Source organism: Polaribacter sp. L3A8, assembly GCF_009796785.1.
GTDB lineage: Bacteria > Bacteroidota > Bacteroidia > Flavobacteriales > Flavobacteriaceae > Polaribacter.
Genome location: NZ_CP047026.1, coordinates 1,158,413 through 1,172,843 on the forward strand (window position 1 = coordinate 1,158,413; position 14,431 = coordinate 1,172,843).

Consider the following 14,431-nt stretch of genomic DNA (forward strand, 5'->3'; position numbering starts at 1 on the left):
TTAACTTCTTTTTTTAAAGACACCTTTTGCTTTCAATAGAAACATCAGTATTTTTAGCCATTGTCTGTTTAACTTTTTTAATAGAAAAGAATCCTCTAAACATATGAAAATTATAAAACTCTCTCGTTTCATTAACGATTCTAACTGGTTTAACCTCTGATAGTCTTTGTAAATTGGTGTAGGTATTAATTCTTTTATTACTTTTTCGCGTTCTACTTTTCTTAAATTTAAATTGCTATTACTTATTCCTGTCATATCAAAATATGAAATAGATACATCAATATATTTAACTAGAGAATTATTTAACCCTAAAGCTATTAAAAATAATTTCCAGTCTGAAACAATCTTTAGGTTTTCATCATAAAACCCATATTTATAAAACAAATCTCTTTTTATAAATGAAGAACCATGATTTAAAGTCCCCTGCATAAAGGTGTTTAGTGTAATCTGCATTCCTTTAGGCCCTTTGTCTACTTTTATTGTTCCATCAGTAAATATTTTCACTAAATTACCATACAAAATATCGGTATCAAATAATTTACTAATTACACGTTCTAAAACTTTTGCATCACACAGATAATCACCACTATTTAAAAATAACAAATATTCCCCTGTAGCTTTATCAATACCTTTATTCATGGCATTATAAATACCCTTGTCTGGTTCACTTACCCAATAAGTAAGTTTCTCTGCATTATTTTCTATATACTCCTTACTACTATCAGTAGAGCCACCATCTATAACAATGTATTCTATATTAGTATAAGTCTGCTCAAAAACACTTTGCATTGTTTTTGTTAAGCCTTCTAGGTCGTTATAGTTTATGGTAATTATAGAGATTAACATTCTACTAATTTATTAAATAATTTAATATAGCTTGTTGCCTGAACTTGTAAGCTATATTTTTTTATTGCATTATCTCTAATATTCACACTGTTAAATATTTTTGAAGTATCTAAAAATATATTTAATTGAATTACTAATGACTTTACACTAATGTCTTCAGTTAAATAACCATTTACTCCATGTTCTATAATATCTGTAATTCCTCCTTTAGGAAAACCTATAACAGGCGTTCCGCATAGTAATGACTCTATTGCTGTGTTTGGTAAATTATCCATTAAAGAAGGAATAACAAAAACATCTACAGCATTATACACAACACTCATTAAGCGTTCATCATGGATTACTCCTAACTCAATTATATTATTATCTTCTTTTAAATTTTCATTTTTTCTACCAATAGCACACAAAATAACATCTTTTCTTTTTACTAGTTCTAAAGCATTTTTTAGAAAAACAAAACCTTTACGATTGTTAGATATAGAATCTGAAACAAACAATACTATTTTCTTATCCTGAGGTAACCCTAATACTTCTCGCGAATATTTTTGATCTATCGGTTTAAAAATCGTTGTGTCCAATCCATTTGGAATTAAATGAATCGGGTAATTTTTAAATAATTCACTTTTTTTAACCTCTTCAGACATCCAAGTACACAGAGTAACTATGTGTAAATTTGAAACATTTTGTAAGGCTTCCTTTTTAATTTTTAAGTTTTTTAAAAACTCTTTTTTTTCTATTTCTGTAACACTTCTTTTTTTAGGTTTACCCGATTCATCTATTCCTAAAAAATCTTCTAAATAATGTTCTCCACCTGTAAATGGATTCATATCATGTAAAGTCCAAATAACGGGTTTTTTATTTTTTTTAAAAAAAGAAGCATAATCTAAAAAGTTAGAAACCCAATGTAGGTTAATTATATCGGCTTCTTTATAAAGCTCCGATTCGGTGATATCAAAATTAGAATTTGGGTAACTAAACATTTCTAATCTAGCATCTCTATTAATTAAAAATTTATTTGTCTTCTGAGGTTTTACTTTAAGCAACTTTAACTCCTTTAATATTTTTGTTGCTTTTAATTTTATTTTTTTATAAATAGAATGTTTTACCTGTTTATCTATTGGTGAGGCTACATAGGTAAATGGAATGTTTTTTGAAGCTGTTCTTAATAACACATTCGACTCCATCCCCTCTTGTAACAAGCCTTTATGCAGTCTTATACAAGCATTTGCAGCTCCTCCTCTATCGTATGTATTTACAAGTAAAACTTTCATTTTTATAGAAAAATATTTAACTCAACTTTAAAATTTGCTCTAAAGACCTTTCTTTTTCTAACACATTGTTATCTTCTAGGTAGGCATGAATTTTACCGCCAAGAGTGTAATCTATTGCAAGAAAATCGGTATCTAAAGTATGGGCAAATAACACAGAATGAAAACGCATACAAATATTTAACTTAGATTTTTTCATTACTGTAATTATCGAATCTACTGTTGAAAGTTTTTTATTAATAAAAACTCTATGGTCATTATAAAAATATTTCTCAGTAAAATAACGAGAAAAATCCCTATCATCATTTCCAATCACAAAATTATGCATGTGGTGAAACTCTATCTTCTCTACATTTAATCTATCAGCTTCCTCTTTTATTAAATTAGCGATTCCTTGTTCAAATTTTTCTTTTTCTAATTTAAAAGTTTCCTTATCACCGGTATAATACTCAAAAGTCCAATCTCTTAAAAAGCAACTTAATACATTTTCTGTTTCTACAATAATTCTACTACTTTGTTGTTCTATAAAACCTTTAGCAGGATCTCCAATATATTTTGCTTTATTTTTAAAACCATATTCATTATAAACAGCAATACTTTTTTTATCTCTCAATTTAACTTCATCAGTTAGTGAGAATATATTTTTAACCAATTTAGAAAACTTTTCTCTTTTCAGAGGTCCTATTCCACAACCAAAAACGGTCGTCTTTACACCAAGTGATTTTGCTAATTTAAACCCAATATAAGGCACGGATAATTCTTCAAGATCCATTAAGGGACCACCTCCCATTACAATTTCATCAGAACTTTTTGTATAACGTAATAAATCTAACGTTTTTGTAGATACTACTTTTGCTTTAAAATTTAATTCTTTACAAGTTCTATCTGTAATAAATGGGTATAAACTACCAATTACAAACTCAACATTATTGTTGTATTGTTTTTTATAAAACTCAATAATACCTCCTAAAATTGCCTTATCACCAACGGTTTCTGTACCATACCAACCAACAATAAAAACTCTATACGTATTTTTATTTTTAGGTATTGTTTTTAACAGTTTCGTTAACTTTATGGCTCTACTTGCTTTTGATCTTTTTAATATTTTAGCGTAAAATTCTTCTTCAAAGTTATTTTTTTGTTCTCTATAAGTTATTGGTGCATGATAATCATGAATACAACTTTTACAATTCTCTTTTAAAATTCTTTTTTTCTCTTTAACGTTTTTTTTATAAAGATCTATAGCAGATGTTTCCGTTGCATTACCAATTTCTTTAGACTTTGGTGCACAATAACTTAATTGTCCTTTAGATCCTAAAACAACACCATTTTTATGATATGGACACCCTATAAGTCTATCGCCACCTTGCAACATATTTTGTATACTACTATATGTTCTTTGGTATGTATTTTCTGTTTCATACGTTCTTTTTAATTTTTCGAAGAATAAAATTAAATTATACGTTTCATCCTCATCAAAATTTCTAATTACTTTGCCTCTATCTTGGTTATATAATCTATTAATACTTTCTGCTATTCTAAACCTACCATACATGTTGTGTTTTTTAACATAATACAATAAATCATCTGCATCCCATACATTTAGCTTAGATATTGTACAGCCAAATGACGTTGGTATTTTTAATTCATTTTCTAAATATTTAAAAACTTTTATAGCTGTTTCAAAATTTCCTTTTACCCCTCTTACGTTATCATGTGCTTTACCAACACCGTCAATAGAAACCATTGCAGAAAAAGGAATATTTTGTTCATCGCAAATAGCTTTTATTTTTTTAATCCTATTTAAAACATCTTCACTTTCAATAGCATTAGTAATAATACTTACTCCTTCTAAATTTGGAACCGCATCTATAATAGACATATAGATTTCTGGTAAATCTTCTCTTAAAGTTGGTTCACCTCCTGTTACTCCTACATGTTTTAATTCTGAAAATAAAGGATCTCTAAGGACATTTCCTAATTCTTCTGGTGAAATTTCTAAAGCTTCATCTTGTTTCCAAATATTGCACATAGTGCATTTAGAATTACAACTATCAATAATATTTAAGTTAAGTACACTCGGTTTGTGATTAATATCTACAACATTCTGGTTCTTTAAAGTATATAAACTTTTAGCTTGTTTATAAATAGTACTGGTATAACTTTTAGTTAATCTTAAGTAATTTAATATTCTCATTATTTAATACTCCAATTTAAGTTGGGATGTATTACCCCAGGCCATTTTTCATTAAATCCAAACCCCTTACTTTCTGAATCTATTATTTTTAACGTTAAACACTTTTTTTGTTCAAAAAAATAATTTTTACCTGGTATTGCACCACTAATAAAAATATCATATTCAATACTGTTTAATAAATCTTTAGGAATAATAGTTGTAAGCGTATATTTTCCTTTTGTAATTAATTCATTTGTTATTTTAAATGAGCCACTTACAAAGACAATATCTTCTGAAACTGTTTTAACGATTATTGCAAATCGAGATTTTTCTATATCCTTCTTTACATCTATTTTAATATCAACAAAAATTTCTTCGTTATCAAAAAAAGTACCTTTACAAACATTAGAACTATTGTAAGAAGTAATTTCTAATAAATGAACCTCAGCATTCCCTACTTCTCCTTTTTTAAACTTTACAACACCATTTAAATCTTCTGAATTAGCAATTTTCTTTTCATTTAAATAATAATCTACAGCAGCATCCGTATCTCCATCAAAAACAACCCCACCATTACCCAAAACAATTCCTCGTGTACACAAACTCTTCACTGCCGCCATATTATGGCTTACAAACAAAACGGTACGTCCATCTCCTTTAGAGATATCTTGCATTTTACCAATGGCTTTCTTTTGAAATTCTGCATCTCCAACAGCCAATACCTCATCTATAATTAGAATATCTGGTTCTAAAAAAGCAGCAACGGCAAATGCCAAACGAACCGTCATACCACTAGAGTATCGTTTTACAGGCGTATCAATATAACGTTCACAACCAGAAAACGCTACAATTTCATCTAGTTTACTTGCTATTTCCTTTTTAGTCATTCCTAAAATAGCTCCGTTTAAAAAGATGTTTTCTCTTCCTGTCATTTCTCCATGAAAACCGGTACCAACTTCTAACAAAGAAGCAATTCGTCCACGAGATTTTATACTACCTGTAGTTGGATTTGTTATTTTAGACAGTATTTTTAACAAGGTAGATTTCCCTGCACCATTTTTACCTATAATACCAAGTACTTCTCCAGGTTGTACTTCAAAATTAATATCTCTTATTGCCCAAACATAATCAGATGTTCCTTTAGTAGCACGGTCGTTTACATCTCCAATTTTTAAAAACGGATCTTCTTTACCTCGTACAACATACCACCAACGTTTTAGATCGTCTGCTATTGTACCCGTACCTACCAAACCAAGGCGGTATTGTTTACTTAGGTTTTCTATTTTTAAAATAGGGTTACTCATACTTTTATTCTTATTTTTAACTAAACACTTTTACAGGCTCAGTGTCATATTTTAAATATGACAATTTTAAAATATTAACTTGTTAAATAGTGTCTATAAAACTTTTTTCTGCTTTGTTAAAAACCACAATTCCAAAAAACAAAACAACTACGGTAGTAATTATGGTATATATAAACATTTGAACATCAAAAACCCCCGTATTTAAAAGCATATACCTTACAGATTCAATAACAAAAGACAATGGGTTGTATTTTACTACCCAAGCATATTTAGGTAACTTTTCTACAAAAAAGGAAACAGGGTACATAACGGCAGAAATATACATTAACAAACGCATGCCAAACCCAATTAAAATATTTAAATCTCTATATTTGGTTACCATTGCAGAAATAATCATTCCTAATCCTAATCCTAACGCCCCCATAATTAAAACCATTACAGGAAACAACATTAAATATTTATTAATACTAATATCTGCTCCTTGATTATAATAATAGATAAAAAATACCATAAAGATTAACAGCTGAATTCCGAATTTTACTAAATTAGAAATAATGGCAACCAAAGGCATAATTAATCTAGGAAAATAAACTTTTCCAAAAATACCTGCATTATTACTAAAAGTATTTGAAGTACCAGAAAAACAAGCTGTAAAATAATTCCAAATAGTAATACCTGCTAGATTAAATAAAAACGGAGGTACACTGCCTGTTGATATACTGGCTACATTGTTAAATATTAAGGTAAATATTACCGATGTAAATAAAGGTTGAATTAAATACCAAAGCGGACCTAAAACAGTTTGCTTATATAAAGTAATAATATCTCTTTTTACAAACAAAATTAACAAATCTCTATATTGCCAAACTTCTTTTAAATTTAAGTCTAAAAGACTTGTTTTTGGCGTTATTTCAAAAAGCCATTTTTCTTTCTTCATTTATTAATTTTTCTAAGAAAACAAATATAATTCAATTTATGATTTTAACATTTAATATCAACCATAATTCTATTTTTTTATCTAAAAAAGAAAATAATCTTCTTAAATATTAAAAAAAAGTTATAGAATATCTATTAAATAGTAGCTGGGGGAATGATATTACAAAAATTAACATCAACGCAAATGTAACAAATCAGATTGATGCACTAAAGCATTTAAACAGTATTACTTAATTTTTTAGAAAATCACAAAATACCTTCTTAAAATTACTAATTAATGAATACAAACTAGAGTAAACTAATAATTGTTCTTACATTAAATAACAAAACCGTTATCAGTGAAATACTTATAATTAAAAATTTTAGTTGTTTTTCTTTTATGCTTTTTAAATACATATATCCTCCTAAAAACATTAAAATATCATATCCCCAAAACCATCTAAACTCAGTTACCGTAAAACCTACAGCAGAAATAATCATTAAAAAAGAAAAATAAGCTACCAAGTATTTATTAAATAACTTTATTTTATAGAAAAAAGGAACTATCGCTATTATTCCAGAAAACCGAAGAGTCCATACTAAATTTCTACCGACATTATAAACGAATGCTTTTATAAAAACAGCAGGATCGTTAGCTATAACACTTGTTAATGATTTCGGTATAAATTTTCCTGTTTGGATATATTCCTCTACCATTGCCCAAGAATACGACCAAACACTACCACTTGAAAACGCTAAACCTTCTTCAAAAATTCGTTTTAAACCTAAGTAATTTCTTGTAATCCAATTATAAGTAGTAGAATTTGGTTCTTTAGAGTAAAAACTTAATGTATGATTTTCTATAATTGCAGGAAAATGAAATACTAGTAAAATCAACAAAAAAGAGACACCTGTTTTTATGTAATTTTTAAGTTTGTATTGTTCAAATACTAATATAAAAAACAACGGAAAAAACAATATAAAAGATTTTCTAATTGATAATGAAATAGCCATTAAAACCCCTATTTTTATATCTGAAATAACGTTTTTTCTAGATTTTACAATTTCATAAAGAATCCAAAGAATAAATACGGATAACAAATAATCATTACTACTCCCAGAATATGCTTTCATTTGAAATCCTTTTACTAAAAAAAGCGACAAAACGGAAGCATAAATAATTTTACTCTCTTTACTTTTTTCTTTATTAAATAGTTTAACACCTATAAAAATAAAAGCTATTTGACTTATCAGATTTAATAGAAAGAAGCTATTGTTGATATTATTTAAAAAGAAGTTTAAAAATTTTAAAGCTAAAAAATAAACTACAGAAGTACCTGAAGCGATACCAGTATATAAATTAGTGTTATTAAAAATAGCAAATTTTTTGATATAGCCATCATTTTCACCAACCTTAAAATTAAAAGGGAAATTCCAAAATATGGTTAATAATACGCCTACTAACAAAAATAAATATAAAACTCTCTTTGTATTTTTTGGTGTGAAAATTTTTACGAACATCCTATTTTAAACTATCAGAATTAATGTTTAAAACACATTTTTGGTCCAACTCATAAAACAAAGGCATTCTTACCAAAGTATCTGCATATCTATCGCAATTAGGTAATTCTCTGCCATCATGCTTATCTTTAAAATAAGGGCTAGAATGCAAGCTTACATAATGAAAAACAGGATTTATTGCTCTTTCTTTATACCCAGAAATAAACTCATTTCTCTTTTTTAAAGATGCTAAAAGCACATAAAACATGTGTGCATTATTTGTTGCATAGTGGGGCACCATTGGTAATGACACCTTTTCCTCTTCTTTAAAAAATTGATAATATGTATTCCAAATTTCTTTTCTTCTATTCTGAATATCTTCTAAATTTTCTAATTGCGCCCATAAGAAAGCCGCAATGATTTCTGATGGTAGAAAAGAAGACCCCACATCTACCCATCCATATTTATCTATTTCTCCTCTAAAGAAAGCAGAACGATTGGTTCCTTTTTCCCAAATAATTTCTGCTCTTTCTATAAATTGTTCATCATTAATACCTAACAAACCTCCTTCTCCACTAATTACGTTTTTTGTTTCGTGAAAAGAAAATGCCGACAAATGACCAATACTTCCTAATGCTTTTCCTTTGTAAAAAGATTCTATCGCTTGGGCTGCATCTTCTACAACGTAAATTCCATATTTTTTAGCCAATGCCATAATTGTATCCATTTCGCAAGCCACGCCTGCATAATGTACTACAACAATTGCTTTTGTTTTTGATGTTATTAAATCTTCTAATGTATTTTCATCAATATTTGGTTGATCTGCTCTAGAATCTGCAAACACAATTTTAGCGCCTCTTAACACAAAAGCGTTTGCTGTAGATACAAATGTGTAAGAAGGCATAATAACTTCATCTCCTTCTTTTATATTTAAAAGGATGGCACACATTTCTAAAGCATCTGTGCAAGAAGTTGTTAATAAAGCTTTTTGAATACCGTAACGTTCTTGAAAAAAATGTTGACATTTTTGCGTAAAAATTCCATTACCCGAAATTTTACCAGAAGCAACCGCTTGTTCAATGTATTTTGTTTCGTTTCCTGTTAAATAAGGCTTGTTAAATGGAATTACAGTATTTACCTCCATAAATGATAGATATATTCTTTTTGCACAATATTATATTTCATTCTCTTATAAAATGTTACAGCAATTTTATTTTGTTCCTGAGTTTCAACCAATATTTCTTTACATTTATTATCTAATGCCCACTTTTCTGCTGCCAACATTAACTTACTCCCTATTTTTTTACCTCTTTGGCCTTCATCAACAGCCAACAAACCAATTTTACAGATTTCTTTATCCTTTTTTAAGGTAATCATACCTACTTCAATTCCGTCAATTTTATAGGTAAATACCTCATCACTAAAACTTCTATTTACAGAGTTTAAAATCCATAATTTATAAAATTCTAAAAATTTATCATTAGGTATTTTAGGGTCTATTTTAAATCTTGAATGCTGACCACTTTGATAAGTTAAATTGAGTAATTCTTTAGATACCTTGTTATGTAAAGGATAAGAAATTATTTGAGGGTCTATTTCTAGTTTATTTTTTGTGAGACTTTTAGCAAAAGTGATCTTAACATCGTATAAAGATTTCTCTTGTAACTTTACCTCTTCTTTACAAAACAAATAAGTTAATCCTTTTTTAAGCTGTATTTCGTTTGCTTTTACAAGATTTTTGCATTTATTTTTATAAACATCAACTCCAAAAAAATTCGAATCCCATTCTAAATATTCCGTTATCATAGATTCTTTTTTTGATATACAATATAAGAGGGTCTTGCTTTTACTTTGTCAAATACTTTACCTAGATACACGCCAATAACCCCCATAATAGAAATTAAACAACCCGATAAAAACCATATTGAAATAATAATACTCGAATATCCCTGCACTACAATATGATTAGATAAGTGTAAGTATAAATTATACACAATCATTAAAACGGCTATAAATACCAGTAAAAAACCAAATTTCACAAAAATCTTTAAAGGCTTATTAGAAAATGACACAATATTATCAAACGCCAAACTTAATAGTTTACCAAAACTGTAACTAGATGTACCTGCTAGCCTTTTTGCATGTTTTACAGGTACAGTTATTTTCTGATACCCTACCCAGTTAATCATGGTAGGTAAAAACTTTATAGCATCTCCTAATGATAAAACAGAAAGAATAACATCTTTATGATACACCCCAAAATTACCTACTTGATGTGATAAATTAGACCCTGTAAAAAAGTTTAAAATCTTATAAAATACTAACGAACCTAACTTTTTTGTAAACGTATCTTTTCTTTCTTCTCTTGCTCCTAAAACAATAGGAAACCCCTCTAAGGTTTTGTTGTATAATTTTTCAATTTCTTCTGGCACATCTTGTAAATCACCATCCATAACCACAACCCACTCCCCTTTTGAGTGTTCTAATCCACAAAAAATTGCTGGATGCTGACCAAAATTTCTACTTAAATTGATAGATTTTATTTCGTTATTTCCTTCGGATAATTTTGAAGCTACCTCCCAATCATTTTCTGGACTTCCGTCATTTATTAAAATAATTTCAAAAGAAATATCTAATTTTAAAAAAACCTTTATTAATCTTATAGATAGCTCTTCTATAGTGTTTGCACATCTATATAAAGGAATTACAACGGATATTTCTATTTCTTTTTCCACCTACAAAAAACTCTCAATTCCCAACTCATAACTCTTTAGACCAAAACCTAAAATAACTCCTATACAAACCGGAGATAAATAAGATTTATGTCTAAAAGCTTCTCTATTGTGTACATTAGAAATGTGCACTTCTACAACTGGAGTTGTAATACCACTAATAGCATCTGCAATAGCAATAGAAGTATGTGTATAAGCACCTGCATTAATAACAATGCCATCAAAACTAAAACCAACTTCGTGTAATTTATCGATAATGGCACCTTCACTATTCGACTGAAAATAAGATAACTCTACATCATTAAACTTTAATTGAAGAGTTCTAAAGTAATCTTCAAAAGTTTCTGTACCATAGATTTCTGGTTCTCTTTTTCCTAATAAATTTAAATTCGGTCCGTTTAGTATAAGTAGCTTCATAATTCAAAAATACATTTTTTAAACAAAAAAACGGAAGCTTTTCAGCTTCCGTTCGTAAATATAATCAATATTTCTATTTTAGATTCCGAACATTACGCCCAAACTAATGTTATTAACATCTACACCATCATTAGTGATTCCGGAATATGAAAGATTTAACTGTGTAGTATCTCCTATTTTATAACCAACTACAGGTCTATAATAAAAACCACCATCTAAATCATCACTTAAACCTACTGCATAACCAAGGTTTGCCCCAACTACAAACTTTTCTGAAACATTAAATCTTGCAGCACCAGATATTGGTAAAAAAGAAGCATCAGAAACCTCTATAGATTCCCCTCCAAATACATCAACATCTTTACCAAAAAAATGAGAGTATTGTACAGACGGACCTAAAGTAAATCCTTCTGAAACAGGAAACATATAATTTAACTCTGCCCCTAGAGTTAATCCATAAAAATCATTAGCATCACCAGTAGGTATCCCTATATTTAAACCTCCATTTAAAACACCTTCTTGTGCATTTATACTGCTTACACCCATTATTGTTACAAAAGCAACTAACATTAATTTCTTCATAATTTATATTTTTAAAGTTCTAGACAAAAGTAAATGAGTACTCCTTTTGCCATTAACGGATTAGCTTTAAAAGTTGACTCAAATGAAATAGGTTGTTTTTTCGAGTATAAAAATGTAGATAACTTTAGAAGTTAAAATTAACTCCAACCATTGGCTCTAAAGCTCCTGAGTTTACAGAACCATATTTTAATTGTGCAATTAAGCCTAAATTTTCACTTACTCCATAAATCAATCCACCACCAATACTAATTCCGGTATCATTTAAAGTTAAACCATCATGTATTTTATAGGATGATAAAGAAATACCAGCTAAACCAAAATATATTAATTTTTTGTATCCTCTAAAATAATAACGTCCATCTATATTCAAAATTGCAGATGTTACACCCTCTATAAAGTAATAAGATAAACTAGGTGCTGCTGCAATTACATCCGTAAATAGATATTCAAATCCTACATTGATACCAACATAAGATTCTGAAGATAATGGATACGTTGCCCCTGCAAAACCAGAAAAACCTCCCATTTCTTGTGCACTAATACTCCTTAGCCCTAATAAAGCTAAAGAGATAATAAATAATACCTTTTTCATAATGTTCTTTTTTTTAATCTTAAAAATAATAAAAAATTTTAAGATTAAAAAAACGATAACTTACTATTAATACCAAATAAACATCAAAATGACCGATTAAATTCGTTTCTTTTTCCTTAATATTTTAATATAAAAAAGAATCGTAACTAAGACTATGATTAGATTTTCTATTGCATATTTAGAAAAAATAATTCAAATTTATTATCAATCATTTTAAAATTCATTTGGTATAACCTTTCCGAAAAGAATATTTCATAATTTTTAGATTCTACCAATTTGATAATTAAGTTTTAATATCTTTATCCTATGAAATGGGAAAACGCAATTAGAGATTTTCAACTATTTTTAAAAATAGAAAGAGGCTTATCTAAAAATACAATTGATAGTTATACACGAGATTTAGAAAAATTGATGTTGTTTTTAGAAGAAAACGAAATCACCCACTCGCCTATTACTATAAATGAAGATTCTATTCAGCAATTTATTTATGAGATTGCTAAAAAAGTAAACCCTAGAAGTCAAGCGCGTATTATTTCTGGTTTGCGTAGTTTTTTCGATTATCTAATTTTTGAAGATTATAGAAAAATAAACCCTACAGATTTAATTGAAGCTCCAAAAATTGGAAGAAAATTACCAGACACCTTGTCTGAAGACGAAATTAATCAATTGATTATTGCCATCGATTTAAGTCATCCGCAAGGAGAAAGAAACCGAACCATTTTAGAAACCATGTACAGTTGTGGTTTGCGTGTTAGCGAACTTATCACTCTAAAAATTTCTGATTTATTTTTTGAAGAAGGTTTTATACGTGTTATTGGTAAAGGAAATAAACAGCGTTTTGTGCCGATTCATTACAATGCTCAAAAATATATTTTAAGCTACATTAAAGCTATTAGAACACACATAAATCCTCAAAAAGGTTTTGAAGACACGGTTTTCTTAAACAGACGCGGTAAAGGATTAACCAGACAGATGATTTTTATCATTCTAAAAAATCTATCTATAGAGATAGACTTAAAAAAGAAAATCAGTCCGCATACGTTGCGTCATTCTTTTGCGACTCATTTATTAAAAAATGGCGCAGATTTAAGAGCTATTCAACAAATGTTGGGGCACGAAAGTATTACCACCACAGAAGTATATGTGCATTTAGATAAAAGTTACTTAAAAGAAGTGGTAGAAACGTATCATCCTAGAAAATAAAAAGACTGTTTAAAAATTTGTCTATAAAGAAAAAAAAATAAACTAAAAAAATTTACGTATTTTAGATTCTCCTATAACAATTCCTTTTTTTAATTGTGCACCTCCCTTATAAAGCACTGTAGCTTCACCATAAGAATTTACTTTTATTTTTTCGGATACGTTAAACTGAAAAGTTCCATCTCTGTAAACCGTTATTTTTGTTTCGTTTAAAAAACGATGACCATAAATAGCAACCTCTAATTTATCTACTATAATATTCTTTATGGTAACTTCCTATTTTCCGTAAATACGTAATTTACATTCATCTTGAACAAGAGGTGTTTGAAATGTAATTTTTTTTTCTCCTCGTAAAGAAAATATTTTTACATCTGCATACGTAATAATAACTTTTACTACTCTATTCTGATAATTATTAGTTACCTTTTTATTATTAGTATCTGTTTTAGCACCAACCAAATACACTTGTAGGATTCCTTTGTTTAGTTCGTATTTAAACTTTTCTATTGGTACAGTAATATCTTTAATTTCAATACTTGGTTCGGGTTCCTTTTTTAACGACTGCTTCTACAGGTTGGCTTACAATAACTTTATTAAAACTACGCTCTAACTTAAATGATCTTTGTGCATTTAAATAATTATTTATAAATAGTAGGGTAATTACAAGAGTGATAACTTTAATTTTCATATTTTTATTTTATAATTCGTTTGTTCCTGCTAATTCTAATTTTAAAACTACGCTATTACCACGTAAAAGACTACTCCTATTTTAAATTGTGACGAATTCTTTTATATTTACCCACTAATTTAAATATTTAATTAATTTATGAGCTTTTAAAAAACTTTATGTTGGGCACTTGCCAATAATAAATTGGATACAAATGTATACATTCTTAAAA

General features: G+C 28.3%; 15 protein-coding genes. 1 reads left to right on the forward strand and 14 read right to left on the reverse strand.

The genetic code is table 11. The features are described from left to right. The 12 genes from GQR92_RS04530 to GQR92_RS04585 form a co-directional block, all read right to left on the reverse strand. Complete coding sequence (locus GQR92_RS04530; RefSeq protein ID WP_158838008.1) at nt 1-846, reverse strand: glycosyltransferase family 2 protein; 846 nt, start codon at nt 844-846, stop codon at nt 1-3. Beyond that, nucleotides 840-2,117: a glycosyltransferase gene (locus GQR92_RS04535; RefSeq protein WP_158838009.1), complete on the reverse strand. Its 1,278-nt coding sequence runs from the start codon at nt 2,115-2,117 to the stop codon at nt 840-842. The genes GQR92_RS04530 and GQR92_RS04535 overlap by 7 nt, the downstream gene beginning before the upstream one ends. A 16-nt stretch (nt 2,118-2,133) precedes the next feature. Beyond that, on the reverse strand, nt 2,134-4,311 hold the full coding sequence (locus tag GQR92_RS04540; RefSeq protein WP_158838010.1) for a polysaccharide pyruvyl transferase family protein: 2,178 nt from the start codon (nt 4,309-4,311) through the stop codon (nt 2,134-2,136). Further along, nucleotides 4,311-5,594: an ABC transporter ATP-binding protein gene (locus GQR92_RS04545; protein WP_158838011.1), complete on the reverse strand. Its 1,284-nt coding sequence runs from the start codon at nt 5,592-5,594 to the stop codon at nt 4,311-4,313. The genes GQR92_RS04540 and GQR92_RS04545 overlap by 1 nt, the downstream gene beginning before the upstream one ends. Nucleotides 5,595-5,676: 82 nt before the next feature. Further along, nucleotides 5,677-6,531, reverse strand: coding sequence for an ABC transporter permease (locus GQR92_RS04550; RefSeq protein ID WP_158838012.1), 855 nt, complete (start codon nt 6,529-6,531; stop codon nt 5,677-5,679). 287 nt (nt 6,532-6,818) lie between these two features. Then, entirely contained in the window at nt 6,819-8,030 is a 1,212-nt protein-coding gene (locus GQR92_RS04555) for a hypothetical protein (protein WP_158838013.1), read from the reverse strand. Between the two features lies 1 nt (nt 8,031). After that, nucleotides 8,032-9,153, reverse strand: coding sequence for a dTDP-4-amino-4,6-dideoxygalactose transaminase (rffA, locus tag GQR92_RS04560; RefSeq protein ID WP_158838014.1), 1,122 nt, complete (start codon nt 9,151-9,153; stop codon nt 8,032-8,034). After that, entirely contained in the window at nt 9,144-9,815 is a 672-nt protein-coding gene (locus GQR92_RS04565; RefSeq protein ID WP_158838015.1) for a GNAT family N-acetyltransferase, read from the reverse strand. Before GQR92_RS04565 ends, rffA begins: the two co-directional genes overlap by 10 nt. Then, a complete protein-coding gene (locus tag GQR92_RS04570; RefSeq protein WP_199269180.1) occupies nt 9,812-10,744 on the reverse strand; it encodes a glycosyltransferase family 2 protein in 933 nt (310 codons plus the stop codon). Before GQR92_RS04570 ends, GQR92_RS04565 begins: the two co-directional genes overlap by 4 nt. Then, a complete protein-coding gene (gene aroQ, locus GQR92_RS04575; RefSeq protein ID WP_158838016.1) occupies nt 10,745-11,158 on the reverse strand; it encodes a type II 3-dehydroquinate dehydratase in 414 nt (137 codons plus the stop codon). Nucleotides 11,159-11,236: 78 nt separating this feature from the next. Next, a complete protein-coding gene (locus GQR92_RS04580) occupies nt 11,237-11,740 on the reverse strand; it encodes a transporter (protein WP_158838017.1) in 504 nt (167 codons plus the stop codon). 124 nt (nt 11,741-11,864) lie between these two features. After that, nucleotides 11,865-12,332 (reverse strand): hypothetical protein, encoded by a 468-nt coding sequence (locus GQR92_RS04585; RefSeq protein WP_158838018.1) that lies wholly within the window; start codon nt 12,330-12,332, stop codon nt 11,865-11,867. 306 nt (nt 12,333-12,638) lie between these two features. Here GQR92_RS04585 and xerD point away from each other — a divergent pair, with 306 nt between their 5' ends. Beyond that, complete coding sequence (gene xerD, locus GQR92_RS04590) at nt 12,639-13,535, forward strand: site-specific tyrosine recombinase XerD (protein WP_158838019.1); 897 nt, start codon at nt 12,639-12,641, stop codon at nt 13,533-13,535. Nucleotides 13,536-13,808: 273 nt separating this feature from the next. Here the strand turns inward: xerD and GQR92_RS04595 are convergent, their stop codons facing one another. Together GQR92_RS04595 and GQR92_RS04600 are read right to left on the reverse strand one after the other, a co-directional pair. Next, the gene (locus GQR92_RS04595; protein ID WP_158841977.1) at nt 13,809-14,066 is read right to left on the reverse strand and encodes a hypothetical protein; all 258 of its coding nucleotides are present in this window, start codon (nt 14,064-14,066) and stop codon (nt 13,809-13,811) included. Beyond that, nucleotides 14,062-14,220, reverse strand: coding sequence for a hypothetical protein (locus GQR92_RS04600; protein ID WP_158838020.1), 159 nt, complete (start codon nt 14,218-14,220; stop codon nt 14,062-14,064). The genes GQR92_RS04595 and GQR92_RS04600 overlap by 5 nt, the downstream gene beginning before the upstream one ends. Nucleotides 14,221-14,431 lie beyond the last annotated feature (211 nt).

What these genes read in the sequence shown, in the direction of transcription:
- GQR92_RS04555 (WP_158838013.1), bottom strand. Translation starts at nt 8,030, where the DNA reads ATGTTCGTAAAAATTTTCACACCAAAAAATACAAAGAGAGTTTTATAT.
- GQR92_RS04540 (WP_158838010.1), bottom strand. Translation starts at nt 4,311, where the DNA reads ATGAGAATATTAAATTACTTAAGATTAACTAAAAGTTATACCAGTACT.
- GQR92_RS04585 (WP_158838018.1), bottom strand. Translation starts at nt 12,332, where the DNA reads ATGAAAAAGGTATTATTTATTATCTCTTTAGCTTTATTAGGGCTAAGG.
- GQR92_RS04530 (WP_158838008.1), bottom strand. Translation starts at nt 846, where the DNA reads ATGTTAATCTCTATAATTACCATAAACTATAACGACCTAGAAGGCTTA.
- aroQ (WP_158838016.1), bottom strand. Translation starts at nt 11,158, where the DNA reads ATGAAGCTACTTATACTAAACGGACCGAATTTAAATTTATTAGGAAAA.
- GQR92_RS04580 (WP_158838017.1), bottom strand. Translation starts at nt 11,740, where the DNA reads ATGAAGAAATTAATGTTAGTTGCTTTTGTAACAATAATGGGTGTAAGC.
- GQR92_RS04565 (WP_158838015.1), bottom strand. Translation starts at nt 9,815, where the DNA reads ATGATAACGGAATATTTAGAATGGGATTCGAATTTTTTTGGAGTTGAT.
- GQR92_RS04600 (WP_158838020.1), bottom strand. Translation starts at nt 14,220, where the DNA reads ATGAAAATTAAAGTTATCACTCTTGTAATTACCCTACTATTTATAAAT.
- rffA (WP_158838014.1), bottom strand. Translation starts at nt 9,153, where the DNA reads ATGGAGGTAAATACTGTAATTCCATTTAACAAGCCTTATTTAACAGGA.
- GQR92_RS04535 (WP_158838009.1), bottom strand. Translation starts at nt 2,117, where the DNA reads ATGAAAGTTTTACTTGTAAATACATACGATAGAGGAGGAGCTGCAAAT.
- xerD (WP_158838019.1), top strand. Translation starts at nt 12,639, where the DNA reads ATGAAATGGGAAAACGCAATTAGAGATTTTCAACTATTTTTAAAAATA.
- GQR92_RS04550 (WP_158838012.1), bottom strand. Translation starts at nt 6,531, where the DNA reads ATGAAGAAAGAAAAATGGCTTTTTGAAATAACGCCAAAAACAAGTCTT.
- GQR92_RS04545 (WP_158838011.1), bottom strand. Translation starts at nt 5,594, where the DNA reads ATGAGTAACCCTATTTTAAAAATAGAAAACCTAAGTAAACAATACCGC.